The sequence below is a fragment of the Metapseudomonas otitidis genome (assembly GCF_011397855.1).
Lineage (GTDB): Bacteria > Pseudomonadota > Gammaproteobacteria > Pseudomonadales > Pseudomonadaceae > Metapseudomonas > Metapseudomonas otitidis.
Genome location: NZ_AP022642.1, coordinates 336,987 through 360,726, shown reverse-complemented (window position 1 = coordinate 360,726; position 23,740 = coordinate 336,987). Strand labels below are relative to the sequence as shown.

At 68.8% G+C, this 23,740-nt stretch carries 23 protein-coding genes; 17 read left to right on the top strand and 6 right to left on the bottom strand.

What is annotated here, in order from left to right; all coding sequences use genetic code 11:
• Positions 1-13: 13 nt before the first annotated feature.
• Genes PotMrB4_RS01790 through PotMrB4_RS01775 form a run of 4 tightly spaced genes read left to right on the top strand, consistent with a single transcriptional unit; the run spans position 14 to position 4,419 of the window.
• Entirely contained in the window at positions 14-1,369 is a 1,356-nt protein-coding gene (locus tag PotMrB4_RS01790; RefSeq protein WP_172432352.1) for a M16 family metallopeptidase, read from the top strand.
• Positions 1,362-2,843 carry a M16 family metallopeptidase gene (locus tag PotMrB4_RS01785; RefSeq protein ID WP_172432351.1) on the top strand — a complete coding sequence of 494 codons (1,482 nt, stop codon included), beginning with the start codon at positions 1,362-1,364 and terminating at the stop codon, positions 2,841-2,843. The genes PotMrB4_RS01790 and PotMrB4_RS01785 overlap by 8 nt, the downstream gene beginning before the upstream one ends.
• Positions 2,843-3,439 (top strand): 16S rRNA (guanine(966)-N(2))-methyltransferase RsmD, encoded by a 597-nt coding sequence (gene rsmD / locus PotMrB4_RS01780; RefSeq protein WP_074967175.1) that lies wholly within the window; start codon positions 2,843-2,845, stop codon positions 3,437-3,439. Before PotMrB4_RS01785 ends, rsmD begins: the two co-directional genes overlap by 1 nt.
• A complete protein-coding gene (locus PotMrB4_RS01775; RefSeq protein WP_044403630.1) occupies positions 3,436-4,419 on the top strand; it encodes a hydrolase in 984 nt (327 codons plus the stop codon). The genes rsmD and PotMrB4_RS01775 overlap by 4 nt, the downstream gene beginning before the upstream one ends.
• Positions 4,420-4,440: 21 nt before the next feature.
• On the opposite strand, the gene PotMrB4_RS01770 is transcribed toward PotMrB4_RS01775, so the two are convergent.
• A complete protein-coding gene (locus PotMrB4_RS01770) occupies positions 4,441-5,112 on the bottom strand; it encodes a TetR/AcrR family transcriptional regulator (protein ID WP_107330110.1) in 672 nt (223 codons plus the stop codon).
• Between the two features lie 201 nt (positions 5,113-5,313).
• Here PotMrB4_RS01770 and PotMrB4_RS01765 point away from each other — a divergent pair, with 201 nt between their 5' ends.
• The 6 genes from PotMrB4_RS01765 (at position 5,314) to ggt (ending at position 11,687) form a co-directional block, all read left to right on the top strand.
• Positions 5,314-6,744 (top strand): coniferyl aldehyde dehydrogenase, encoded by a 1,431-nt coding sequence (locus PotMrB4_RS01765; RefSeq protein WP_044403632.1) that lies wholly within the window; start codon positions 5,314-5,316, stop codon positions 6,742-6,744.
• A 33-nt stretch (positions 6,745-6,777) separates the two neighbouring features.
• Complete coding sequence (locus tag PotMrB4_RS01760) at positions 6,778-7,323, top strand: twin-arginine translocation pathway signal protein (RefSeq protein WP_074967169.1); 546 nt, start codon at positions 6,778-6,780, stop codon at positions 7,321-7,323.
• Between the two features lie 70 nt (positions 7,324-7,393).
• A complete protein-coding gene (locus tag PotMrB4_RS01755; protein WP_044403634.1) occupies positions 7,394-8,989 on the top strand; it encodes a GMC family oxidoreductase in 1,596 nt (531 codons plus the stop codon).
• Positions 8,990-9,120: 131 nt separating this feature from the next.
• On the top strand, positions 9,121-9,600 hold the full coding sequence (gene coaD, locus PotMrB4_RS01750) for a pantetheine-phosphate adenylyltransferase (RefSeq protein ID WP_044403635.1): 480 nt from the start codon (positions 9,121-9,123) through the stop codon (positions 9,598-9,600).
• Positions 9,601-9,702: 102 nt separating this feature from the next.
• The gene (locus PotMrB4_RS01745) at positions 9,703-9,954 is read left to right on the top strand and encodes a YfhL family 4Fe-4S dicluster ferredoxin (protein WP_044403636.1); all 252 of its coding nucleotides are present in this window, start codon (positions 9,703-9,705) and stop codon (positions 9,952-9,954) included.
• Between the two features lie 5 nt (positions 9,955-9,959).
• On the top strand, positions 9,960-11,687 hold the full coding sequence (gene ggt, locus PotMrB4_RS01740; RefSeq protein ID WP_172432350.1) for a gamma-glutamyltransferase: 1,728 nt from the start codon (positions 9,960-9,962) through the stop codon (positions 11,685-11,687).
• On the opposite strand, the gene PotMrB4_RS01735 is transcribed toward ggt, so the two are convergent.
• The 5 genes from PotMrB4_RS01735 to PotMrB4_RS01715 form a co-directional block, all read right to left on the bottom strand.
• Positions 11,671-13,509, bottom strand: coding sequence for a Na/Pi cotransporter family protein (locus PotMrB4_RS01735; protein ID WP_142012864.1), 1,839 nt, complete (start codon positions 13,507-13,509; stop codon positions 11,671-11,673). The two genes, ggt and PotMrB4_RS01735, sit on opposite strands and share 17 nt — an antisense overlap.
• A 115-nt stretch (positions 13,510-13,624) precedes the next feature.
• Positions 13,625-13,966: a multidrug transporter gene (locus tag PotMrB4_RS01730; RefSeq protein WP_172432349.1), complete on the bottom strand. Its 342-nt coding sequence runs from the start codon at positions 13,964-13,966 to the stop codon at positions 13,625-13,627.
• Positions 13,967-14,047: 81 nt separating this feature from the next.
• A complete protein-coding gene (locus PotMrB4_RS01725; protein ID WP_074967160.1) occupies positions 14,048-14,626 on the bottom strand; it encodes a lysophospholipid acyltransferase family protein in 579 nt (192 codons plus the stop codon).
• A 47-nt stretch (positions 14,627-14,673) separates the two neighbouring features.
• Positions 14,674-15,486: a bifunctional DNA-formamidopyrimidine glycosylase/DNA-(apurinic or apyrimidinic site) lyase gene (gene mutM, locus PotMrB4_RS01720; protein WP_074967157.1), complete on the bottom strand. Its 813-nt coding sequence runs from the start codon at positions 15,484-15,486 to the stop codon at positions 14,674-14,676.
• A 30-nt stretch (positions 15,487-15,516) separates the two neighbouring features.
• The gene (locus tag PotMrB4_RS01715; RefSeq protein WP_074967154.1) at positions 15,517-16,383 is read right to left on the bottom strand and encodes an HDOD domain-containing protein; all 867 of its coding nucleotides are present in this window, start codon (positions 16,381-16,383) and stop codon (positions 15,517-15,519) included.
• 139 nt (positions 16,384-16,522) lie between these two features.
• On the opposite strand from PotMrB4_RS01715, the gene PotMrB4_RS01710 reads away from it, so the two are divergent.
• The 7 genes from PotMrB4_RS01710 to PotMrB4_RS01680 all read left to right on the top strand — a co-directional run bounded on the left by PotMrB4_RS01710 (position 16,523) and on the right by PotMrB4_RS01680 (position 23,733).
• Positions 16,523-17,062, top strand: a complete 540-nt coding sequence (locus PotMrB4_RS01710; RefSeq protein WP_044403646.1) for a type 1 glutamine amidotransferase domain-containing protein — start codon at positions 16,523-16,525, stop codon at positions 17,060-17,062.
• A 74-nt stretch (positions 17,063-17,136) separates the two neighbouring features.
• Positions 17,137-18,333: a class I SAM-dependent rRNA methyltransferase gene (locus tag PotMrB4_RS01705; RefSeq protein WP_044403647.1), complete on the top strand. Its 1,197-nt coding sequence runs from the start codon at positions 17,137-17,139 to the stop codon at positions 18,331-18,333.
• A gap of 2 nt (positions 18,334-18,335) precedes the next feature.
• Positions 18,336-19,154, top strand: a complete 819-nt coding sequence (locus PotMrB4_RS01700) for an alpha/beta fold hydrolase (protein WP_172432348.1) — start codon at positions 18,336-18,338, stop codon at positions 19,152-19,154.
• A gap of 218 nt (positions 19,155-19,372) precedes the next feature.
• The gene (gene ilvD / locus PotMrB4_RS01695; RefSeq protein WP_172432347.1) at positions 19,373-21,214 is read left to right on the top strand and encodes a dihydroxy-acid dehydratase; all 1,842 of its coding nucleotides are present in this window, start codon (positions 19,373-19,375) and stop codon (positions 21,212-21,214) included.
• A gap of 82 nt (positions 21,215-21,296) precedes the next feature.
• On the top strand, positions 21,297-21,638 hold the full coding sequence (locus tag PotMrB4_RS01690; RefSeq protein WP_139233540.1) for a hypothetical protein: 342 nt from the start codon (positions 21,297-21,299) through the stop codon (positions 21,636-21,638).
• 213 nt (positions 21,639-21,851) lie between these two features.
• Positions 21,852-23,231 (top strand): uracil-xanthine permease family protein, encoded by a 1,380-nt coding sequence (locus tag PotMrB4_RS01685; protein ID WP_172432346.1) that lies wholly within the window; start codon positions 21,852-21,854, stop codon positions 23,229-23,231.
• 37 nt (positions 23,232-23,268) lie between these two features.
• Entirely contained in the window at positions 23,269-23,733 is a 465-nt protein-coding gene (locus PotMrB4_RS01680; RefSeq protein WP_172432345.1) for a metallophosphoesterase family protein, read from the top strand.
• The last annotated feature ends 7 nt before the right edge of the window (positions 23,734-23,740 follow it).

Here is a 23,740-nt window from a genome sequence, read left to right as displayed (position 1 = left end):
GTCCCCAGTATTGATGAAAGCGATCACCCGCCAGGCCACCGGCCTGCTGCTCGGCAGCCTGTTGCTGCCCATGGCGGCCTTCGCCGCCGAGACCCAACCCACCCATGAATACACCCTCGAAAACGGCCTGAAAGTCATCGTCAGAGAAGACCACAGGGCCCCCGTGGTGGTTTCACAACTTTGGTACAAGGTCGGCTCCAGCTACGAAACGCCCGGCCAGACCGGCCTCTCCCACGCCCTCGAACACATGATGTTCAAGGGCAGCAGCAAGCTCGGCCCCGGCGAGGCATCCCTCGTCCTGCGCGACCTCGGCGCGGAGGAGAACGCCTTCACCAGCGACGACTACACCGCCTACTACCAGGTGCTGGCCAAGGACCGCCTCGGCGTGGCCTTCGAGCTGGAGGCCGACCGCATGGCCAGCCTCCGCCTGCCGCCCGAGGAGTTCCAGCGCGAGATCGAGGTGATCAAGGAAGAGCGCCGCCTGCGCACCGACGACCGCCCCGGCGCCAAGGCCTTCGAACGCTTCAAGGCCATGGCCTACCCGGCCAGCGGCTACCACACCCCCACCATCGGCTGGATGGCCGACCTCGAACGCATGAAGGTCGAGGAGCTGCGCCATTGGTACGAGGCCTGGTACGTGCCCAACAACGCCACGCTGGTGGTGGTCGGCGACGTCACCGGTGACGAGGTCAAGGCCCTGGCCCAGCGCTGGTTCGGCGCCATCCCCGCGCGCCCGGTGCCGCCGGCGAAGCAGCCCCTGGAGCTGCCCACGCCCGGCGAGCGACGCCTCGTCGTGCACGTGAAGACCCAGCTGCCCAGCCTGATGATGGCCTTCAACGTGCCCAGCCTGGCCACCGCCAAGGACGCCCGCCAGGTGCACGCCCTGCGTCTGGCCTCGGCCCTGCTCGACGGCGGCTACAGCGCGCGCCTGCCCAGCCACCTGGAGCGCGGCGAAGAACTGGTGAGCGGCGCATCCGCCAGCTACGACGGCTACAGCCGGGGCGACAGCCTGTTCACCCTCAGCGCCACCCCCAACGCCCAGAAGGGCAAGACCCTGGAGCAGGCCGAAGCCGGCCTCTGGCGAGAGCTGGAGGCCCTCAAACAGACGCCGCCCAGCGAGGACGAACTCCAGCGCGTGCGCGCCCAGGTGATCGCTGGCCTGGTCTACGAGCGCGACTCCATCACCAGCCAGGCCTCCACCATCGGCCAGCTGGAGACCGTCGGCCTGTCCTGGCGCCTGATGGAGCAGGACCTCGCCGCCCTGGAAGCCGTCACCCCGGCGGATATCCAGGCCGCCGCCCGCACCTTCTTCACCCGCGACCGCCTCAGCGTCGCCCACGTACTGCCCGAGGAACCCCGCCATGAGTGAGCGCAACGGCCTGCGTTACGGCCTGCTCGGCCTGGCCCTGATCGCCCTGCTGGGCGTGCTCGTCCTGATCGTCAACCGCCCCGGGGAGGCCGTGGCCGCCACCGAGGCGAGCGACGCCCCCAAGCTGGCCTCCATCACCGAACTCGACGGCAAGGCCCCGGCCAGCCGCAAGCTGGACATCCAGCAGTGGCAAACCGCCGAAGGCGCCCGGGTGCTGTTCGTCGCCGCCCCCGAGCTGCCGATGTTCGACCTGCGCCTGACCTTCGCCGCCGGCAGCAGCCAGGACGGTGACACTCCCGGCCTGGCCACCCTGACCAACGCCATGCTCAACGAAGGCGTGAAGGGCAAGGACGTCACCGCCATCGCCCAGGGCTTCGAAGGCCTGGGCGCGGACTTCAGCAACGGCGCCTACCGCGACATGGCCATCGCCGGCCTGCGCAGCCTCACCGACCCGGCCCAGCGCGAGCCGGCCCTGGAGCTGTTCACCCAGGTGGTGGGCGCGCCGACCTTCCCCGAGGACTCCCTGGCCCGCATCAAGAACCAGATGCTCGCCGGCTTCGAGTACCAGAAGCAGAACCCCGGCAAGCTCGCCGGCCTCGCCCTGTTCGAGAAGCTCTACGGCCAGCACCCCTACGCCCACCCCAGCGAAGGCGACGCGAAGAGCGTGCCGGGCATCACCGTCGCCCAGCTCAAGGCCTTCCACCAGAAGGGCTACGCCGCCGGCAACGTGGTGATCGCCCTGGTCGGCGACCTCTCCCGCGAGGAAGCCGAGGCCATCGCCAACCGCGTTTCCCAGGCGCTACCCAAGGGGCCGCGCCTGGCCAGGACCGAGGCGCCCAAGGTGCCGGAGCCAAGCACCACCCACATCGAGTTCCCCTCGGCGCAGACCCACCTGCTGCTGGCCCAGCTCGGCATCGACCGCGCCGAACCGGACTACGCCGCGCTCTACCTGGGCAACCAGATCCTCGGCGGCGGTGGCTTCGGCACCCGCCTGATGGAAGAAGTGCGGGAGAAGCGCGGCCTCACCTACGGCGTCAGCTCCGGCTTCACCGCCATGCAGGTGCAGGGCCCGTTCATGATCGGCCTGCAGACCCGCGCCGAACTCAGCGACGGCACCCTCAAGCTGGTCAAGGACATCGTCCGCGACTACCTGGCCCAGGGCCCGACCCAGAAGGAACTGGACGACGCCAAGCGCGAACTGGCTGGCAGCTTCCCGCTGTCCACCGCCAGCAACGCCGACATCGTTGGCCAACTGGGCGCCATCGGCTTCTACGGCCTGCCGCTGACCTACCTGGAAGACTTCATGAAGCAGGTCCAGGGCCTCAGCGTTGACCAGGTGAAGGCGGCCATGGCCCGCCACCTCGACCCGGACCGCTTCATCATCGTCACCGCCGGCCCCACGGTTCCCCAGAAGGAACTGCCGGCACCGACCGAGAAGCGCTTCAAACCCAGCTTTGGCATCCCGGAGCACTGATGGCCACACGTACCCCGAAGAAGCCCTCGGCCCATGGCGGCCAGGGCCAGCTGCGCATCATCGGCGGCGAGTGGCGTTCGCGCCGCTTCGCCTTCCCCGACGGTCCCGGCCTGCGCCCGACGCCTGACCGCGTCCGCGAAACGCTGTTCAACTGGCTCGCCCCCTATATAGAAGGCGCGCGGGTGCTGGACCCCTTCACCGGCAGCGGCGCGCTCTACCTGGAGGCACTCTCCCGTGGCGCCCGCGAAGCGCTGGCGCTGGACCTCAACCCCGACTCGGTAGCCGCCCTGCGTGGCACCCTGGACACCCTGCGCTGCGGCACCGGCCAACTGCTGCAGGCCGACGCCCTGCGCTACCTGGCCAACCAGGCCGCCACGCCCTACGACCTGGTGTTCCTCGACCCACCGTTCAACCTCGGTCTGTTGCAGCCGGTGTGCACGTTGCTGGAGGAGCGCGGCTGGCTGGCCAACGACGCCTGGGTCTACACCGAAAGCGAAGCGGCGCCTTCCTCCCTCGGCCTGCCCGGCAACTGGCGGCTGCACCGGGAGAAGAAGACCGGCAACGTCCACTACGCCCTCTGGCACCGCACCGCGTGAACGACTTCCGCCCCGCCTGGTGGCTGCCCGGCCCGCACCTGCAGACGCTGTGGTCGCCCTTCTTCCGCAACCCGCCCCGGCTGGAACGCCAGCGCGAGCGCCTGTGGCTGGAGGATGGCGACTTCATCGACCTGGACTGGTACGGCCCCCATGACGCCCATGCCCCGCTGGTACTGGTGCTCCACGGGCTGACCGGCTCGTCCAGCTCGCTCTACGTGCTCGGCCTGCAGCAACGCCTGGCGGAGCAGGGCTGGGCCAGCGTGGCGATCAACTGGCGCGGCTGCTCCGGCGAGCCCAACCTGCTGCCCCGGGGCTACCACTCCGGCGCCAGCGAAGACCTGGCCGCCACCGTCGAACACCTGCGCCGCACTCGCCCCCTGGCGCCGCTCCATGCGGTGGGCTACTCCCTGGGCGGCAACGTGCTGCTGAAGTACCTGGGGGAGTCCGGCGAGGCCTGCCCGCTGCAGGGCGCGGTGGCGGTGTCGGTGCCGTTCCGCCTGGATCAGTGCGCCGACCGCATCGGCCTGGGTTTCTCCAGGGTCTACCAGCGGCACTTCATGCGGGAGATGGTCGCCTACGTGCGCGACAAACAGCGCCTGTTCGCCCACCAGGGCATGGCCGACCGCCTGTCGGTGCTGGAGCAGCTCGGCCCGCTGGACGGCCTGCGCACCTTCTGGGACTTCGACGGGCGCATCACCGCGCCGCTGCACGGCTACGCCGATGCCGACGACTACTACCGGCGCGCCTCCAGCCGCTTCTTCCTCGGTGCCATCCGCGTGCCGACGCTGCTGATCCAGTCGGCGGACGACCCCTTCGTGTTCCGCCACAGCGTGCCGGAGGCCCACGAGCTGTCCGCCAGCACCCGGCTGGAGCTGCACGACAAGGGGGGGCATGTGGGCTTCATCGGCGGCTCGCCGCGCCAGCCCGACTACTACCTGGAACGGCGCATCCCCGCCTGGCTGGCCGCGCTGCCGCGCTGACAGGCCTGCGCCTGGCCAACGTCAGCCCAGCGGCGGCACCACCTGCTCCAGCGGCACGAACAACCGGGCCTGGAGCGCCGCCACGGCCTCCCGGCAGCCCTCGGTGACGTAGCCCGCCTCCAGCGCCAGCACCTGGTAGATGCCACGCATCAGCAGGCGCTGGTCCAGGTCGCCCGGGGCGCTGCGGGTGGTGCAGAGGAAGCGCACCCAGGAGGTCATGATGATCCAGCTGTTCAGTGCCAGCGCCTCGATCTGCGCCGCATCCATGCGCAGGATCCCCACCTCGACGAAGCCCCGGTAGATCGCCTGGGCATGCCCCAGGCAGCGCTGGGCGAACACCCGGTAACGCGCCGCCAGGTCGTCATCGGACTCCAGCAGGTGCTCCAGGTCGCGGTGCAGGAAGCGGTAGTGCCACATGGCCGCCAGCAGCGCCTCCAGGTAGAAGGTCTTGTCGTCCATGTTCAGCGGCCGGTCCTGGGGCAGGCGCAGGAAGGTGTCAACCCGCGCCTCGTACTCGGCGAACAGCTCCGCGATGATCATCTGCTTGTTGCGGAAGTGGTAGTACAGGTTGCCCGGTGACATCCCCAGGTGCGCGGCGATGTGGTTGGTGGTGACCGTCCGCTCGCCCTGGGCGTTGAACAGTTCCAGGCTGCTCTGCACGATGCGTTCGCGGGTCTTGATGCGTGGGGCCATGGGCGGGTCGGTCTCACAGGCGCCAAAAAGGTGGCCGAGGGTAACAAAACTACCCAGAGGCCGTGAATCGGCGCCCCGGGGGCGGGCAGCCCAACTTTTCGTTTGGTAGGCAAGCGTCGGCCGGCCGCGTCATGCTATTTGACACTCTAGAGCAATTACTCTAGAAATCGGCATGTCCAACAATAACGAAGAGGTGCCGCCATGGTCGCCGATGTCGCCTACCTGCAGCAGACCCAGCAGCAGATCAGCCAGCTGGAAGAACTGTTCGCCCGCCAACGTGCCGCCTATGGCAACCACCCGATGCCCAGCGCCGAGCAGCGCATGCAGTGGCTGCAGTCGCTGCGCGACCTGATCTTCAACGAGCAGGACGCCCTGATCCGCGCCGTCAGCCAGGATTTCAGCAACCGCTCGGCGGACGAGACCCTGCTGGCCGAGATCATGCCCAGCCTGCACGGCATCCACTACGCCCGCCGCCGCATCCGCCGCTGGATGAAGCCCTCCCGCCGCGCCGTCGGCCTGGCCTTCCAGCCCGCCTCCGCCAAGGTGGTCTACCAGCCTCTGGGCGTGGTCGGCGTGATCGTGCCGTGGAACTACCCGCTGTTCCTCGCCATCGGCCCGCTGGTGGGTGCGCTGGCCGCCGGCAACCGGGTGATGATCAAGATGAGCGAATCCACCCCGGCCACCTCCCAGCTGTTCAAGGAGCTGATGGCGCGCATCTTCCCCGAGGACCAGGTCGCCGTGGTGCTGGGCGAGGCCGACGTGGGCGTCGCCTTCTCCAAGCTGCCCTTCGACCACCTGCTGTTCACTGGTGCCACCAGCATCGGCCGCCACGTGATGCGTGCCGCCGCCGAGAACCTCACCCCGGTGACCCTGGAGCTGGGCGGCAAGTCGCCGGCCATCGTCTCCGCCGGCGTCCCCCTGGCGGACGCCGCCGAACGCATCGCCTTCGGCAAGACCATGAACGCCGGCCAGACCTGCGTCGCCCCCGACTACGTGCTGGTCCCGCGGGACCGTGTGCAGGGCTTCATCGACGCCTACCGCGAGGCGGTCAACCGCTTCTACCCGAAGCTGGCGGACAACCCCGACTACACCGCCATCATCAACGAGCGCCAGCTGCAGCGCCTGAAGGGCTACCTGCAGGACGCCGAAGCCAAGGGCGCGCGGCTCATCCCGCTGTTCCCCGGCGACCAGGCCCGCCGCCTGGCCCACACCCTGGTGCTGGACGTGAACGACGACATGAAGCTGATGCAGGACGAGATCTTCGGCCCGCTGCTGCCGGTGGTGCCCTACGACCGCCTCGACGACGCCCTCGCCTACGTCAACCAGCGCCCGCGCCCCCTGGCCCTCTACTACTTCGGCTACGACAAGCGCGAGCAGCAGCACGTGCTGGAGCAGACCCACTCCGGCGGCGTCTGCCTGAACGACACCCTGCTGCACGTCGCCCAGGACGACATGCCCTTCGGCGGCATCGGCCCGTCCGGCATGGGTCACTACCACGGCCACGAAGGCTTCCTCACCTTCAGCAAGGCCAAGGCGGTGTTCGCCAAGCAACGCTTCAACGCCGCCCGGATGATCTACCCGCCTTACGGCAAAGCCATTCAGAAACTGGTCTACAAGCTGTTCGTTCGCTAACCCTGCAAGGGACCTGATGGGGTCACAACAACAATGACAGACACCACCCTCCAAGCGCCGGGGCTTACCCGGCGCGGCCTGCTGAAAGTCGGCCTCGTCGGCGGCGCATTCCTCGCCACCGCCGGGGTCACCGCCACCCTCACCGGCTGCTCCGCCTCCACACCGGCCAACGGCATGGTCGTACTGCGGGACTCCGACCTGCCCTGCCTGAAGGCACTGATCCCGGTGATGCTCGCCGGCGCCGTCGCCGCCGAGCAGATGCCCCAGGCCGTCGCCGGCACCATCCAGAGCCTGGACAACGCCCTGGCCCACCTCTCCCCGGAGATGCTCAAGCTCACCGTGCAGCTGTTCGACGTGCTCGCCCTGCCCATCACCCGGGGCCCGCTCACCGGCATCTGGGGCAGCTGGGAGAACGCCAGCGCCGACGACGTGCGCACCTTCCTCTCGCGCTGGCAGAACAGCTTCATCGGCCTGCTGAAGATGGGGCACGCCTCCCTGCTGCAGCTGGTGATGATGGCCTGGTACAGCCGGCAGGAAGCCTGGGCGCACTGCGGCTACCCCGGTCCGCCGACCGTCTGAGCGCCGCTACCACAACAAGAACCCCGCGCCCCGACCGCCAGGTCGGCCGGCGCGACCGAGGATTGAGCTGATGCCCGTACCTGATCTGTTCGCCGAGGGCCTGGCCCGCGGCTGGAAAACCCACAACGGCTCCCGCCTGGAGCAGGACCTGACCCTGGAAGCCGACGTCGCCATCGTCGGCAGCGGCGCCGGTGGCGGCACCACCGCCGAGATCCTCAGCGCCGCCGGCTACAAGGTGCTGATCATCGAGGAAGGTCCGCTGAAGACCAGCAGCGACTTCAAGATGCAGGAAGCCGAGGCCTACCCCTCCCTCTACCAGGAAGGCATCGGCCGCATGTCCAAGGACGGCGCCGTCACCATCATGCAAGGCCGCGCCGTAGGCGGTACCACCCTGGTGAACTGGACCTCCAGCTTCCGCACCCCCGAGCCGACCCTGGAGCACTGGGCCAAGGAGCACGGCGTCAAAGGGCACAGCCCGGCCGAGATGGCCCCCTGGTTCGAGAAGATGGAACAGCGCCTGGGCGTCGCGCCCTGGGCCATCCCGCCGAACGCCAACAACGACGTGCTGCGCCAGGGCTGCGAGAAGCTCGGCCTGCACTGGAAGGTCATCCCGCGCAACGTGCGCGGCTGCTGGAACCTCGGCTACTGCGGCATGGGCTGCCCGACCAACGCCAAGCAGTCGATGCTGGTGACCACCATCCCCGCCACCCTCGACAAGGGCGGCGAGCTGCTCTACCTCGCCCGTGCCCAGCGCCTGCTGATCCAGGGCGACAAGGTCACCGGCATCGAATGCCAGGCCATGGACGAGCGCTGCGTCGCCCCCACCGGCCGCACCATCACCGTCAAGGCCCGCCACTACGTGCTGGCCGGCGGCGGCATCAACACACCCGGCCTGCTGCTGCGCTCCGACGCCCCCGACCCCCATGGCCGCGCCGGCAAGCGCACCTTCCTGCACCTGGTGAACTTCTCCGCCGCGCAGTTCGACCAGGTCATCAACCCGTTCTACGGCGCGCCGCAATCCATCTACTCCGACCACTACCAGTGGGACGACGGCACCACCGGGCGCATGTCCTACAAGCTCGAAGTGCCGCCGCTGCAACCGGCGCTCACCGCCACCCTGCTCGGCCGCTTCGGCGAGGACAACGCCCTGCGCATGGAGCAGTTGCCCCACACCAACGTGATGCTGGCGCTGCTGCGCGACGGCTTCCACCCGGAGAGCGCCGAAGGCACCGTGGAGCTGCGCGGCGACGGCAGCCCGGTGCTCGACTACCGCCTCACCGACTACACCTGGGACGGCCTGCGCCGGGCCTTCCACACCATGGCCGAGATCCAGTTCGCCGCCGGCGCCAAGGCCGTGCTGCCGCTGCACGCCGACGCCGACTACGTGAAGACCCCGGCCGAAGCCCGCGAACTGATCGACCGCCTGTCCCTGGAGCTGTACCGCACCCGCCTGGGCAGCGCCCACGTCATGGGCGGCTGCGCCATGGGCGAGGACCCGAAACAGGCCGTCACCGACAGCCTCGGACGCCACCACCAGCTGGAAAACCTGTCGATCCACGACGGTTCGCTGTTCCCCACCAGCATCGGCGCCAACCCCCAGCTGTCGGTCTACGGCCTCACCGCCCAGCTCTCCACCGAGCTGGCCAAGCGCCTGGGCAAGGCCTGACGCCCCCCGGGCCCGCGCCCGGCGGGCCCGGCATCCGACGGACCGCGTGAACCGCACCTGTGCGCCTTTGCCGCAGGGTGCGGCCTGCGCTACCATCCGACTCCCTTACGGACCCACCCCAGGACGTAGCGATGAACCGAGTGCTGTATCCGGGCACCTTCGACCCGATTACCAAGGGCCATGCCGATCTGATCGAGCGTGCCTCCCGCCTGTTCGACACCGTGATCATCGCGGTCGCCGCCAGCCCCAAGAAGAACCCCCTGTTCTCCCTGGAGCAGCGCGTCGGGCTGGCCAAGGAAGTCACCAAGCACCTGCCCAACGTCGAAGTGGTGGGCTTCTCCACCCTGCTGGCGCACTTCGTCAAGGAACAGAACGCCAACGTGTTCCTCCGTGGGCTGCGCGCCGTCTCCGACTTCGAGTACGAATTCCAGCTGGCCAACATGAACCGCCAGCTCGCCCCGGACGTGGAAAGCATGTTCCTCACACCGTCCGAGAAGTACTCCTTCATCTCCTCCACCCTGGTGCGCGAAATCGCGGCCCTGGGCGGCGACATCAGCAAGTTCGTCCACCCCGCCGTGGCCGACGCCCTGGCCGAGCGCTTCAAGCGCTGACCGCCGGCCGGCGCGCACAGGTGGTGCGCCGGCCCCCGCATTCCGGCACAATTCCGCTCCTGTTCCGATAGACCGCCGTGTTTGGACGGCTGGAGTTGTTCCATGTCCCTCAAGATCACCGACGATTGCATCAACTGCGACGTCTGCGAACCCGAGTGCCCCAACGGCGCCATCTCCCAGGGTGAAGAGATCTACGTCATCGACCCCAACCTCTGCACCGAGTGCGTCGGCCACTACGACGAACCGCAGTGCCAGCAGGTCTGCCCGGTGGACTGCATCCCCCTCGACGACGCCAACGTCGAAAGCCGCGACGAGCTGATGGCCAAGTACCTCAAGCTCACCGGCAAGGCCTGACCGGCATGGGCAGCCCGGTGCTCGGCAGACCCTGGCAGCGGGGGCTGATCGCGGCCCTGGCCCTGCTGGCCAGCACCGCCCTCCAGGCCGCCACCCCGCAACGCGCCGCCGTCGCCAGCGCCCAGCCCGCCGCCAGCGTCGCCGGCCTGGAAACCCTGGCCCTGGGCGGCAATGCCTTCGACGCCGCCGTCGCCATCAGCGCCGCCCTGGCGGTCACCGAGCCCCATGGCTCGGGTCTCGGCGGCGGCGGCTTCTTCCTGCTGCGCAAGGGTGGCGCCAAGCCCGAGTACCTGTTCCTCGACGCCCGCGAGCGAGCGCCCCTGGCGGCCCGCCCCGACCTCTACGTACGCAACGGCAAGGTGCAGCCGCAGCTGTCCATCAACGGGCCGCTGGCCGCCGCCATTCCCGGCCTGCCCGCCGCCCTGGCGGACCTGGCCGGCCACCACGGCCGCCTGCCCCTGGCCGACAGCCTGGCTCCGGCGATCCGCCTGGCAAAGGACGGCATCTCGGTGGACCGGGTGTACATCGAACGCGCCGGTTTCCGGGCCGCCGCCATGCGCGACGACCCCGAGACCGCGCGCATCTTCCTCGACGCCAAGGGCCAGGTGCCCGAAGAATTCAGCCTGCTGCGCCAGCCGGAGCTGGCGCGGACCCTGGAACGCCTGGCGCGCTACGGCAAGGCCGGCTTCTACGCCGGCGAGACCGCCGAGAAGCTGGTGGCCGGCGTGCGCAAGGCCGGCGGCATCTGGACCCTGAAGGACCTGGACAGCTACCGCGTGGTGGAGCGCCAGCCGCTGCGCTACCCCCTGGCCGACGGCCGCGAACTGATCGGCGCACCGCCACCCTCCGCCGGTGGCGTGGCCCTGGCCCAGAGCCTGGCGATGCTGCAGCAACTGCCCTGGCGCGACGGTGACCGCCTGCAACGCACCCACTACGTGGTCGAGGCGCTGCGCCGCGCCTACCGTGACCGGGGCCTGCTGGGGGATCCGGACTTCGTCCGCAACCCGCTGGACAACCTGCTCGCACCGGCCTACCTGAAGCAGCTCGCCGCCGGCATCGACCCACGCCGGGCCACCCCCAGCGCCAGCCTGCCGCCCGCGCCCGCCTGGCGCGAGGGCGACCACACCACCCACTTCGTGGTCATCGACCAGGACGGCAACGCGGTTGCCGCCACCCTCTCGGTGAACCTGCCCTTCGGTGCAGCCTTCGTGCCGCCCGGCACCGGCGTGCTGCTCAACAACGAGATGGACGACTTCGCCGCCGATCCCAACGGCGCCAACGCCTACGGCCTGGCCGGCAGCCAGGCCAACACCGTGGCCGCCGGCAAGCGCCCGCTGTCGAGCATGAGCCCCACCTTCGTCGAGAGCGACGCGCAGTTCACCGCCTTCGGCACCCCGGGCGGCAGCCGCATCCCCAGCATGGTGCTGCTGTCGATCCTCGAATACCTCGACGACCAGCCGGTGAGCCGCTGGGCAGCGGTGCCGCGCTACCACCACCAGTACCTGCCGGACGTGGTCGAGCACGAGCCGGACACCTTCAGCGCCGCCGAGAAGGCCGAGCTGCAGGCCCGTGGCTACAGCCTCAAGCAGGTGGACCGCCGCTACGGCAACCAGCAGGTGCTGCTCTGGGACAAGCGCGGCGGGCAGATCGAGGTGGCTAGCGACCCACGGGGCGTGGGCCTGGCGGAAACCCTGGCACCCCGGACGCCCGAGGCGGTCAGCGGAGCTCGATGAGGCTCCCTTCGCCCTCGTCCTCGAGGGTGCGCATCACGCTGAACAGCCCCTGTCCCTGGCCGATCATCAGCACGTTGCGCAGGCTCTGGATGATGCGGCTGGCATAGCCCAGGTCGTTCATCAGCGAGCTGGTCTGCAAGCCGTCCAGCTGCCCCGCCCGCACTGCCGCGAACAGGTGTTCGCGGAAGGCGCCGTCGAAAGCCGCCGCCTGCTCGTCCAGCCACTCCAGGTGCTGGTTCCAGACCTCCTCGGGCAGCTCCGAACGCCCCAGCTCACGCACCTTCTGCAAGGCGCCCAGCAGGTGCCGACGCAGGTCCAGGTAGGCATCGCGCACCGATGAGGGGCCTTCGCCGAGGTAGCGGCCGAGGTTCTTCTGCAGGTGCTTGGCGTCCTTCACCGCGTCCACCAGCTGCAGGGCCGCCACCTGGCAGCTCAGCCAGAGGCGCTGGTGGGGTTCGTCCAGCTGCACTTCCAGGCGCCCCATGAAACTCAGCAGGTCGCCGTAGACGCCCTTCACATGGCGCTGGTAGAGCGCCTCGGCATCCAGGTGCAGGCGCTCGGGGATGATCTGCAGGGCGGCCTCGTCCGGGCGCGAGCGGTTGAGCTGGTCCACCGGCAGGTAGAGCGCGTGGCAGATCACCTCCAGGCTCAGCCGCCCCAGGTGCCGCAGCTCCTGCAGCACCGCGCTGCAGGCCGCCTCGGAGGAGTCCAGCGCCCGAGCGCTCAGGTAGCGGGCCGTGGTCCGCTCCGGCTCCACCGGCCCGGCCACCAGCTCGGTGATCAGCACCTGGGGTTCCTCACGCTCCGGCAGCCAGCGCACCAGCAACCCGGCCAGGCGCTGCTGCCAGGGCCAGAACAGGGCCACGCCCAGGGCGTTGAACAGGGTGTGGAACATCGCCAGCTGGATCAGCGCGTTGCCTTCCAGCCCCACCGGCTCGGCCAGCGCCCGTACCAGCCAGGTCAGCGGCGTGAGCAGGGTGAAGGCCACCACCGCCGTCACCACGTTGAACAGCACGTGAGCCAGGGCCAGCCGCTGGCCGCTGCGGTTGCCCCCGAGGGAGCCGACGAACGCCGTGGTGACGCTGCTGCCGACATTGGAGCCGATGGCGATCGCCAGGCTCTGGCCCAGCTCCAGCTGCCCGCCGGCCAGGGCCGCGAGGGTCAGCATCAGGGCCGCGTGGCTGGACTGCAGCACCACGGTCACCAGCATCCCCACCGCCATGAACAGCAGGCTGCCGAGCACGCCATCGACCCGCAGCCCGGTCATGTCGAAACCGTCACCGAAGGTGGAGAAGCCGTCCTTGATCTGGTCGATGCCGAGGAAGACGAAGGCGATGCCCAGCACGATGCGCCCGGCGGCCTTGCTGCGCGGGCCGATGAACCCCGCCAGCACCCCGAACACCAGCAACGGCAGGGCCAGTGGCGAGAGGCTGAGGTTCTGCCCGGCCATGGCCAGCAGCCAGATGCCGCTGGTGGCGCCGAGATTGGCGCCGAAGAGGATGGCGATGCCGCCGGCCAGCTGGATCAGCCCGGTGCTGATGAAGGCGATGGTGAGCAGCGCCACCAGGGTGCTCGACTGCAGCAACAGCGTGCCGCCCACGCCGAACATCAGCCCCTTGAAGGGCGTTGCGGTGCTGCGGGCCAGCACCTGCTCCAGCTTGCCGCCGGCCAGTTGCCGCAGCCCGTCCTCCAGGCACTGCATGCCGAACAGGAACAGCGCCAGCCCCGCGCACAGCTGCAGCCAGCCCGGGCTGTACCAGAAGCTCGCCGCCAGCCCGGCCGCCCCCAGCACCAGCAGCGCGATCAGTTGAAACCCCTTCATCCACTCCCTCCATCCCTGGCGGGGCCGGTCCAGCGCCGGCCCCAATGCAAACGGCCCCTTGCCCGCTACCGGGCAAGGGGCCGTGAACGGCCTGGCAGGCCGCAGCCGAAACGGATCAGTCCTTCTGGTAGCCGCTGCTGGTGCAGCCCAGGCAACGCACGAAGGCTTCCTTGCCCGGCTCCACCACCAGGGCCTTGCCGGCGGCGCCGACGTTACCGCCCAGGGCGCTGAACGGCAGGCTGACCACGAACAGCCCGGCACCAATGGCCGTGGCGCCGATCAGCAGCGGGCGGGCGATCAGCAGGTCACCGGCCATGGCAAAACCAGACGGAGCGTTGACGGTGTAGGTGGGGTCGCCGCTGGCATTCTGCTGCTGCACCGTCTCGGCCTGCGCCGGGAGCGCCATGAGGCCGGTGGTCAGCGCCAGGACGGCAGCGGAAGTGCGAAACAGGTTCATGATGCAATCCTTCGGCTATTTGTAGGAGTAATCGTGCGACTAACTATAACAGCGCCGTTTGCCTTGTCAGCGTGACGGCCATCAATCGCCGTTAAAAGCGTAGTCGGGATTCTTCGGCACATAGGGGCGGTAGAAGGCCAGCAACTGGCGCAGATCGGCCTCCTCGTTCCCGGTGGGCTGGAACGGCGCACCGATGACGATGCGCCGGTGCTGGAAGTCCAGCGCCGCCGGCACGATGGGCACGCCGGCTCCGCAGGCGATGTGGTAGAAGCCGCTCTTCCAGCGCTCCACCTTGCGCCGCGTGCCCTCCGGCGACAGCACCAGGATGAACTGGCGGTGTTCGGCGAAGGCCTCGATGGCCTGCTCCACGGTGTTGAGCTTCAGGTGCCGGCGGATGGGAATGCCGCCCCAGTAGCGCATCAGCGCGCCGAAGGGCCAGCGGAAGATGCTGTGCTTACCGAACCAGCGGGCGTTCAACCGCAGGATGAACTTGGCAGCGATGAACAGCACGAAATCCCAGTTGGAGGTGTGGTGGGCGCCGATCACCACGAACTTGTCGAGGGGCGGCAGCTGTCCCTCGATGCGCCAGCCCATGAGCCGGAAGACGGCATGGCCGAGTGCCTCCGCAAACGCGTTGCGGGGCAGGTAGTTGCCGGACATCGTTCACCTCTTGTTCTTGTTCTCGGCAGGTGTCGGTGGAGCAGCCCCTAGCGCTGACAGCGGGGGCAGTAGACGCTGGCGCGCTGGCCCAGCCTGACCTCCCGCAGGGTGGAGCCGCAGACCTTGCAGAAGTCCCCGCCACGCCCGTAGGCGAACAGCTCCTGCTGGAAGTAGCCAGGCTGGCCATCGCCGCCGACGAAGTCCCGCAGCGTGGTGCCGCCGCGCTCGATGGCATTGGCGAGGATGCGCTTGATCTCCCCGGCGAGCTTCAGGTAGCGGGCGCGGGACACGCTGCCGGCCTCCCGGCGCGGGTCGATGCCGGCGGCGAACAGCGCCTCGGTGGCGTAGATGTTGCCCACGCCCACCACCACCGCGTTGTCCATGATGAAGGGCTTCACCGCCATGCTGCGTCCGCGCGACAGGCTGAACAGCCGGTCGCCGTCGAAGGCCTCGGTCAGCGGCTCGGGCCCCAGGTTGCGCAGCAGCTCGTGCCCATGGGGGTCGAGGCTCCAGAGCAGCGCACCGAAGCGGCGCGGGTCGGTGTAGCGCAGCGCCAGGCCCGACTCCAGCTCGATGTCCACGTGCTCGTGGCGCGCGGCCTCCAGCCCGGCTTCCACCAGGCGCAGGCTGCCGGACATGCCCAGGTGGCTGATCAGCGTTCCCGCCTCGGCCTGCAGCAGCAGGTACTTTGCCCGCCGCTCGACGGCGACGAAGCGCTGCCCGGACAGGCGCACGTCCAGGTCCTCGGGGATGGGCCAGCGCAGGCGGCGCTCACGCACGACGACGCGACTCACGCGCTGCCCTTCGAGGTAGGGGGCGATGCCCCGCCGCGTGGTTTCGACTTCGGGTAGTTCAGGCATGTGGATCTCGGCAGACAGCGGGGAGGGCGCTCAGTTGGCGCCCAGTTCGCGGATGTTTTCCTTGAGGTTGTCGAAGTCGTAGTCGGAGAGACCGACGTAGTCGAGCACCAGCCGGTGGATGCTGTCCCACTCGTGGTCGTCCGCCTGGCCACCCAGGACCAGGTGCGACGAGCAGATGTGCTCGGACATCTTCAGGATCGCCAGCAGGGTCTTCAGCGGCGCGTCGCGACCGGAGTCGTCGCTGAAGATGGCCAGGGCGTTGTGGTGGTTGGCGATGGCCTCGCACAGGTGCTCGGGCAGGCGCCAGGAACGCGCGGTGAAATAGCCCACCACCGCGTGGTTGGTGTTCAGCAGGCGGTTCTCGGTGTCGACGATGCGGCGCTCGTCGCAGGCGCTGGCATAGGCCTCCTCCAGCACCGTCATGTAGTCCGGGAAGCGCTTGAGCATCAGCGGGATGCCGCAGTTGTGGAACAGCCCCAGCGCGTAGGCTTCGTCCGCCTGCTGGTAGCCGATGCGCTTGGCCAGGGTCAGGCAGGTCATGGCCACGTCCTGGGCGGTGTCCCAGAAGCGGTTGAGGGTGACGATGGTCTCGTCGGTCATCTCGCCCTTGATCGACTGCGCGTTGATCAGGTTGATCACCGTGTTGCAGCCCAGCAGGTTCACCGCCTGCTGGATCGAGGCGATGCGGTTGGTGAGCCCGTAGAACGGCGAGTTGACGATCTTCAGCAGCGCCCCGGAGAGCCCCGGGTCGTGACTGATGAGCTTGGCGATGGTGCGCAGGTCCGGGTTGGGCATGACCTGTTCCATCTGCAGGTCCACCATGATCTGCGGCTGCGGCGGCACGCTGATCCCCTGGAGGAAGTGGCGGATCTGTTCGGCGGAGAGTTCTTGGGCCATGACAACGGAGACCAAGGGAGGGAATTCGGGACGACAGTCTAACTCTAGCCGGCGATGGCCAGAACACTCCTTTGAGCTGAACTTTCCGGCGGCAACACGGCTCGGAACCTGCATACCCCCAACGCGAACAGGAGGCAGCATGAACCCCTCGATCAAGGGCAAGCGCGTGGCGCTGCTGGTTACCGACGGCTTCGAACAGGTGGAACTGACCGGCCCCCGCCAGGCGCTGGAGCAGGCCGGCGCCACTGTCCACATCCTCGCCCCGACGGCCGGCACCGTGACCGGCTGGCACCACACCACCCCGGCGGACCGCTTCCGGGTCGACCACACCCTCGACAGCGTGCGCATCGACGACTACGACGCCCTGGTCCTGCCCGGTGGCGTGGTCAATGCCGACACCTTGCGCACGGACCCGCTGGCCCAGGAACTGGTGCGCGACGCCGCCCGGGCCGACAAGCCCATCGCCGTGATCTGCCACGGCGCCTGGCTGCTGGCCAGCGCCGACCTGGTCAAGGGCAAGACCCTCACCAGCTGGCCGTCCCTCACCGACGACCTGAGGAACGCCGGCGCCCATTGGGTGGACCAGGAAGTGGTGGTCGACGGCAGGCTGATCAGCAGCCGCAAGCCCGACGACATCCCCGCCTTCAACCAGCGCCTGTTGGAGGCCCTGGCCGCCTGAGCCGACGCCCGCCGGTAGCAGGCTCGGCGGGCACCTTCGGGTATACTTCCGCTCTTTTTTCCGGAGAGCGACCCATGTCCCTGCCCAGCCTGCGCCTCAAAGCCAATGCCGATCGACGCCTGCGCGCCGGCCACCTGTGGGTCTACAGCAACGAGGTGGACGTGGTCGCCACCCCGCTGAACGCCTTCCAGCCGGGCGACCAGGCCATCCTCGAAGCCGCCGGCGGCAAGCCCCTGGGCGTGGTCGCCCTGAGCCCGAACAACCTGATCTGCGCCCGCCTGGTCTCCCGCGACGTCAAGCACGTGCTGGACAAATCCCTGCTGGTGCACCGCCTCAACGTCGCCCTGAGCCTGCGCGAGCGCCTGTTCGACAAACCCTTCTACCGCCTGGTCTACGGCGACTCCGACCTGCTCCCCGGCCTGGTGGTGGACCGCTTCGGCGACCACCTCGTGGTGCAACTGGCCTCCGCCGCCATGGAGCGCAACAAGGACGCCGTGCTGGATGCCCTGGTGCAGGTGCTCAAGCCCCGTGGCGTGCTGTGGAAGAACGACTCCGCCGCGCGTGATGCCGAAGGCCTGGAGCGCTACGTGGACACCGCCTTCGGCGTGGTGCCCGAGTGGGTCGCCCTGGAAGAGAACGGCGTGAAGTTCGAAGCCCCGGTGCTGGAAGGCCAGAAGACCGGCTGGTTCTACGACCACCGCATGAACCGCGCCCGCCTGGCCCCCTACGTGGAAGGCAAGCGCGTGCTCGACCTGTTCAGCTACATCGGCGGCTGGGGCGTACAGGCCGCGGCCTTCGGCGCCAGTGAAGTGTTCTGCGTCGACGCCTCCGGCTTCGCCCTAGACGGCGTCGAGCGCAACGCCACCCTCAACGGCGTGGCCGAGAAGGTCACCTGCGTGGAAGGCGACGTGTTCGAAGCCCTGAAGGAGCTGAAGGCCGCCGAAGAGCGCTTCGACGTGGTGGTGGCCGACCCGCCGGCCTTCATCAAGCGCAAGAAGGACCTGAAGAACGGCGAGGCCGCCTACCGCCGCCTCAACGAACAGGCCATGCGCCTGCTGAACAAGGACGGCATCCTGGTCAGCGCCTCCTGCTCCATGCACCTGCCCGAGGACGACCTGCAGAACATCCTGCTCGGCAGCGCCCGCCACCTGGACCGCAACATCCAGCTGCTGGAGCGCGGCGGCCAGGGCCCGGACCACCCGGTGCACCCGGCCATCGCCGAAACCCGCTACATCAAGAGCCTCACCGTCCGCCTGCTGCCCAACAGCTGAGCATGACCACCCCGCAGGTCCGGGCCTTCGGCAGCGCCGACGGTCCCCTGGCTCTGTACTTCCACGGCACCCCGGGCTGCGCCCGGGAGGCCTGCTGGCTGGAGGCCGCCGCCCAGCGCCACGGCATCCACCTGCTCGCCCTGGACCGCGCCAGCCTGGCACCGGGCCGGACCGGGCACGACTACCTCCACACCCTGATCGACTGGACGGCCAGCACCCTGGACGGGCAACCGGCCAGCCTGGTGGGCTTCTCCATCGGCGCGCACCTCGCCTTGCGCGTCGCCGCGGCAATGTCCGGCGCCGACCTGCAGTGCCTGCTGGTCTCCGCTGCCGCACCACTGGAATGGCCACAGAGCTGGGACGGCATGGGCGCCGGACGCCACACCTTCCGCCTCGCCCAGCGCCACCCCGAACGCCTGGCACGGATCACCCGCCTGCAATGCGTATTGGCCCGGCACGCCCCCGGGCTGCTGGCACGCCTGCTGTTCCAGGGCGTCGGCCGTGCCGAGCGCCACCTCGCACGGGAACAGCGCCCCCAGTTGAAGGCCGTGCTTGAAGGCGCCCTGGCCGAAGGACCAAGCGCCTACCTGCGGGATGTGCAGCTTTACTGCCAGCCCTGGGCCGATGAACTGGACAACCTGGCGGTACCCGTCAGCCTCTGGCACGGCGAGGACGACCGCTGGGCGCCTCCGGGCATGGCCCGGGGGCTGGTGCAGCACCTGCGTGCCGCCACCCTGCGCTGGCACCCCGGCCTCGGCCACTACGGCACGCTGCTGCACAGTGCCGACGCGCTGATGCAGGCCTGTCGCCGGCAGCCCTGAGCACCGGTCGCGCCGGCCTTCCGCCCGGCGCCTGCCTGGGATTAGAATCCCGACTCCCCCTGCCACACCCTCAGGCGGGCCAGTGAGCCCCGGCCGAGCGCACGGTGATCCCGCAGCGCCCTCACGCCATCTCCGGACACGACGGGTACATCCCCTCTCCACCGGCACCTTCACGCTCACGACACGACCATTACCTGATCAGCCTGCAGGACACCGAAATGCCCGATTACCGCTCGAAGACCTCCACCCACGGCCGCAACATGGCCGGCGCCCGCGCCCTCTGGCGCGCCACCGGGATGAAGGACGAAGACTTCAAGAAACCGATCATCGCCATCGCCAACTCCTTCACCCAGTTCGTGCCCGGCCACGTGCACCTGAAGGACCTGGGCCAACTGGTCGCTCGCGAGATCGAGAAGCACGGCGGTGTGGCCAAGGAATTCAACACCATCGCCGTGGACGACGGCATCGCCATGGGTCACGACGGCATGCTCTATTCCCTGCCGAGCCGCGAGATCATCGCCGACTCCGTGGAATACATGGTCAACGCCCACTGCGCCGACGCCATCGTCTGCATCAGCAACTGCGACAAGATCACCCCCGGCATGCTGATGGCCGCCCTGCGCCTGAACATCCCCGTGGTGTTCGTCTCCGGCGGCCCGATGGAAGCCGGCAAGACCAAGCTGGCCAACCACGGCCTCGACCTGGTGGACGCCATGGTGGTGGCCGCCGACGACTCCTGCTCCGACGAGAAGGTCGCCGAGTACGAGCGCAGCGCCTGCCCCACCTGCGGTTCCTGCTCCGGCATGTTCACCGCCAACTCCATGAACTGCCTGACCGAGGCCCTGGGCCTGTCGCTGCCGGGCAACGGCTCCACCCTGGCCACCCACAGCGACCGCGAGCAGCTGTTCCTGCGTGCCGGCCGCCTGGCCGTCGAGCTGTGCCAGCGCTACTACGGCGAAGGCGACGCCTCCGTGCTGCCGCGCAATGTCGCCAGCTTCAAAGCGTTCGAGAACGCCATGACCCTGGACATCGCCATGGGCGGCTCCACCAACACCATCCTGCACCTGCTGGCCGCCGCCCAGGAGGCGGAAGTGGCCTTCGACCTGCGCGACATCGATCGCCTGTCGCGCAAGGTGCCGCAGCTGTGCAAGGTGGCGCCGAACATCCAGAAGTACCACATGGAAGACGTACACCGTGCCGGTGGCATCTTCAGCATCCTCGGCGAGCTGGCCCGTGGCGGCCTGCTGCACACCGACGTGCCCACCGTGCACAGCCCGAGCATGGCCGACGCCATCGCCCAGTGGGACATCACCCAGACCGACGACGAAGCCGTGCACACCTTCTTCAAGGCAGGCCCGGCCGGCATCCCGACCCAGGTCGCCTTCAGCCAGAGCACCCGCTGGGACAGCCTGGACGACGACCGCGCCAACGGCTGCATCCGCTCCGTCGAGCACGCTTACTCCCAGGAGGGCGGCCTGGCCGTGCTCTACGGCAACATCGCCCTGGACGGCTGCGTGGTGAAGACCGCCGGCGTGGACGAGTCCATCCACGTGTTCGAAGGCACCGCGAAGATCTTCGAAAGCCAGGACGGCGCCGTGAAGGGCATCCTCGCTGACAAAGTGAAGCCGGGCGACATCGTCATCATCCGCTACGAAGGCCCGAAAGGCGGCCCGGGCATGCAGGAAATGCTGTACCCCACCAGCTACCTGAAGTCGAAGGGCCTGGGCAAGCAATGCGCCCTGCTCACCGACGGCCGCTTCTCCGGCGGCACCTCGGGCCTGTCCATCGGCCACGCTTCCCCGGAAGCCGCCGCCGGTGGCGCCATCGGCCTGGTGCAGGACGGCGACAAGGTGCTGATCGACATCCCCAACCGCAGCATCAACCTGCTGGTCTCCGATGAAGAGCTGGCCACCCGCCGCGCCGAGCAGGACAAGAAAGGCTGGAAACCCGCGCAGCCCCGCGCCCGCAAGGTCTCCACCGCCCTCAAGGCCTACGCCCTGCTGGCCACCAGCGCCGACAAGGGCGCCGTGCGCAACAAGGCGATGCTGGAAGACCTGTAAGCGCTGCCTGCGAACGGAAAAGCCCGGCCTCGTGCCGGGCTTTTTATTCCCATTGCTGTTCATCAGGAGCCTGCCGGACCTCATGCAGAACCTGAAGCTCGAATTCGAAGAGAACGCCGTCGAGTTCTACATCGCCTCGCTTGCGAGAGGAATTCTCGAAGGCATCAAGAGCGGCGCCCTGACTGCGGAGACCGGAATCTGGTCCCTGGGCCGCCCTGTATTGCGCAACGCCCTGGCAACCACCTCTATCAGCACGGAGTTGATGGAGGTTCTGGAAGACTTCGACGAGCTCGACGCCCTGGCCGAACTCGGCATAGACCCACAGCCCACGCTACAACGCATGATCGATGCACTGGACCGGTGCCAACGCTCCACCGATAACCGCGAAACGAGCCTGATCATTCGCGCCTTCAGTGCTCCGTAGGGTGCACCTGTCATGTAGGGGCGACTTCAGTCGCCCAAGGCCGTGCTGCGGCCCCATGCCCGGCCGGCAGCGGGCGAATGAATTCGCCCCTACACGAACGCGCCCGCAGCAGGCGATTCGCGAGCAGAGCTCGCTCCTACGAAGCGCTCAACGCCCCTCGCCGCACTTGACCATTCAGGTAGAATCGCCGCTTTTTCGCCGGCCGCCACCACCATGACCCCACTGGAAAACCCCTCCGCCCCCGAGTCCCGCAACGAACTGGTCTACGGCCTGGAGGACAAGCCGCGCCCGCTGGCGGCGATCCTGGCTGCCCTGCAGCACCTGCTGGCGATCATCGTCCCCATCGTCACCCCCGGCCTGCTGATCTGCCAGGCGCTGGGCGTGTCGGCCCGCGACACCAACCTCATCGTCTCCATGTCCCTGGTGGTCTCCGGCATCGCCACCTACGTGCAGTGCCGCCGCTTCGGCCCCTTCGGCGCCGGGCTGCTGATCGTCCAGGGCACCAGCTTCAACTTCGTCGGCCCGCTGATCGCCGGCGGCGCGCTGATGGTCAAGCAGGGCACCCCGGTGGAAGCGGTGATGGCGGCGATCTTCGGCGTGGTCATGGCCGGCGCCTTCATCGAGATGGGCGTGTCGCGCATCCTGCCGTTCATCAAGCGCCTGATCAGCCCGCTGGTGACCGGCATCGTGGTGCTGATGATCGGCCTCACCCTGATCAAGGTCGGTCTCATCAGCATGGGCGGCGGCTTCGGCGCCATGGCCAACGGCACCTTCGCCAACGGCGAGAACCTGCTGCTCTCCGGTACCGTGCTGGCGGTGATCCTGGTGCTCAACCGCATCCCGGTGGTGTGGATGCGCAGCTGCGCCATCGTCATCGCCCTGCTGGTGGGCTACGCCCTGGCCGGCGCCCTGGGCCGCCTGGACTTCAGCGGCATGCACGAGGCGCCGCTGATCCAGGTGCCGACCCCGCTGCATTTCGGCCTGGGCTTCTCCTGGTCGCTGTTCGTGCCGATGCTGGTCATCTACCTGGTGACCTCCCTGGAAGCCATCGGCGACGTCACCGCCACCAGCAAGGTCTCCCGCCAACCGGTGGAAGGCCCGCTGTGGATGCAACGGATCAAGGGCGGCGTGCTGGTCAACGGCGCCAACTCCCTGCTGGCCGGCGTGCTCAACACCTTCCCCAGCTCGGTGTTCGCCCAGAACAACGGGGTGATCCAGCTCACCGGCATCGCCAGCCGCCACATCGGCGGCTGGATTGCCCTGATGCTGATCCTGCTGGGCCTGTTCCCGGCCGTGGCCGGCGTGCTCCAGGCCATGCCCGAACCGGTGCTCGGCGGCGCCGTGATGGTGATGTTCGGCGCCGTGGCCGCCTCGGGCATCAACATCCTCGCCGGCATCGAGCTGGACCGCCGCGCACTGCTGATCATCGCCGTGTCCCTGGCCCTGGGCCTGGGCGTGTCCCAGGTGCCGGAGTTCCTGGCCCACATGCCGGCAGCGGTGCGCAACGTGCTGGAGTCCGGCGTGGCCACCGGCGGCCTGTGCGCCCTGGTGCTGAACTGGTTCCTGCCGGAAACCCCGCGCTCCGCCGCGTGAGGCAGAATGGGCCTCGTTTCCCCACGAGGCCCCTTCCATGACCCTGCGCATCGGCCTGATCGCCGACACCCACGGCCTGCTGAGGCCCCAGGCCCTGGCGGCCCTGGAAGGCTGCGACCACATCCTCCACGCCGGTGACATCGGCAAGCCCGAGATCCTCGACGCCCTGCGCCAGCTCGCGCCCCTCAGCGTGGTGCGCGGCAACAACGACACCCAGGACTGGGCCCAGGCCATTCCCCACGACCTCAGCCTGCAGCTGGGTGGAGCCCACCTCTACCTGGTCCACGACCAGGCCGATATCCCCGCCGACCTCGCCACGCGCGGCGTCGACGCCATCGTCACCGGCCACTCCCACAAGCCGCTGATCACCCAGCGCGACGGCATCCTCCACATCAACCCGGGCAGCGCCGGGCCCCGGCGCTTCAAGCTGCCGATAGCGGTGGGGTCGCTGCTGATCGAGGACGGACGAGTCCGCGCGGAACTGCGCGAGCTGGACATCTGAACGGGGG

Coding starts and splice junctions, on each gene's coding strand:
- PotMrB4_RS01790 (WP_172432352.1), top strand. CDS start 14: ATGAAAGCGATCACCCGCCAGGCCACCGGCCTGCTGCTCGGCAGCCTG.
- PotMrB4_RS01785 (WP_172432351.1), top strand. CDS start 1,362: ATGAGTGAGCGCAACGGCCTGCGTTACGGCCTGCTCGGCCTGGCCCTG.
- rsmD (WP_074967175.1), top strand. CDS start 2,843: ATGGCCACACGTACCCCGAAGAAGCCCTCGGCCCATGGCGGCCAGGGC.
- PotMrB4_RS01770 (WP_107330110.1), bottom strand. CDS start 5,112: ATGGCCCCACGCATCAAGACCCGCGAACGCATCGTGCAGAGCAGCCTG.
- PotMrB4_RS01765 (WP_044403632.1), top strand. CDS start 5,314: ATGGTCGCCGATGTCGCCTACCTGCAGCAGACCCAGCAGCAGATCAGC.
- PotMrB4_RS01760 (WP_074967169.1), top strand. CDS start 6,778: ATGACAGACACCACCCTCCAAGCGCCGGGGCTTACCCGGCGCGGCCTG.
- PotMrB4_RS01755 (WP_044403634.1), top strand. CDS start 7,394: ATGCCCGTACCTGATCTGTTCGCCGAGGGCCTGGCCCGCGGCTGGAAA.
- coaD (WP_044403635.1), top strand. CDS start 9,121: ATGAACCGAGTGCTGTATCCGGGCACCTTCGACCCGATTACCAAGGGC.
- PotMrB4_RS01745 (WP_044403636.1), top strand. CDS start 9,703: ATGTCCCTCAAGATCACCGACGATTGCATCAACTGCGACGTCTGCGAA.
- ggt (WP_172432350.1), top strand. CDS start 9,960: ATGGGCAGCCCGGTGCTCGGCAGACCCTGGCAGCGGGGGCTGATCGCG.
- PotMrB4_RS01735 (WP_142012864.1), bottom strand. CDS start 13,509: ATGAAGGGGTTTCAACTGATCGCGCTGCTGGTGCTGGGGGCGGCCGGG.
- PotMrB4_RS01730 (WP_172432349.1), bottom strand. CDS start 13,966: ATGAACCTGTTTCGCACTTCCGCTGCCGTCCTGGCGCTGACCACCGGC.
- PotMrB4_RS01725 (WP_074967160.1), bottom strand. CDS start 14,626: ATGTCCGGCAACTACCTGCCCCGCAACGCGTTTGCGGAGGCACTCGGC.
- mutM (WP_074967157.1), bottom strand. CDS start 15,486: ATGCCTGAACTACCCGAAGTCGAAACCACGCGGCGGGGCATCGCCCCC.
- PotMrB4_RS01715 (WP_074967154.1), bottom strand. CDS start 16,383: ATGGCCCAAGAACTCTCCGCCGAACAGATCCGCCACTTCCTCCAGGGG.
- PotMrB4_RS01710 (WP_044403646.1), top strand. CDS start 16,523: ATGAACCCCTCGATCAAGGGCAAGCGCGTGGCGCTGCTGGTTACCGAC.
- PotMrB4_RS01705 (WP_044403647.1), top strand. CDS start 17,137: ATGTCCCTGCCCAGCCTGCGCCTCAAAGCCAATGCCGATCGACGCCTG.
- PotMrB4_RS01700 (WP_172432348.1), top strand. CDS start 18,336: ATGACCACCCCGCAGGTCCGGGCCTTCGGCAGCGCCGACGGTCCCCTG.
- ilvD (WP_172432347.1), top strand. CDS start 19,373: ATGCCCGATTACCGCTCGAAGACCTCCACCCACGGCCGCAACATGGCC.
- PotMrB4_RS01690 (WP_139233540.1), top strand. CDS start 21,297: ATGCAGAACCTGAAGCTCGAATTCGAAGAGAACGCCGTCGAGTTCTAC.
- PotMrB4_RS01685 (WP_172432346.1), top strand. CDS start 21,852: ATGACCCCACTGGAAAACCCCTCCGCCCCCGAGTCCCGCAACGAACTG.
- PotMrB4_RS01680 (WP_172432345.1), top strand. CDS start 23,269: ATGACCCTGCGCATCGGCCTGATCGCCGACACCCACGGCCTGCTGAGG.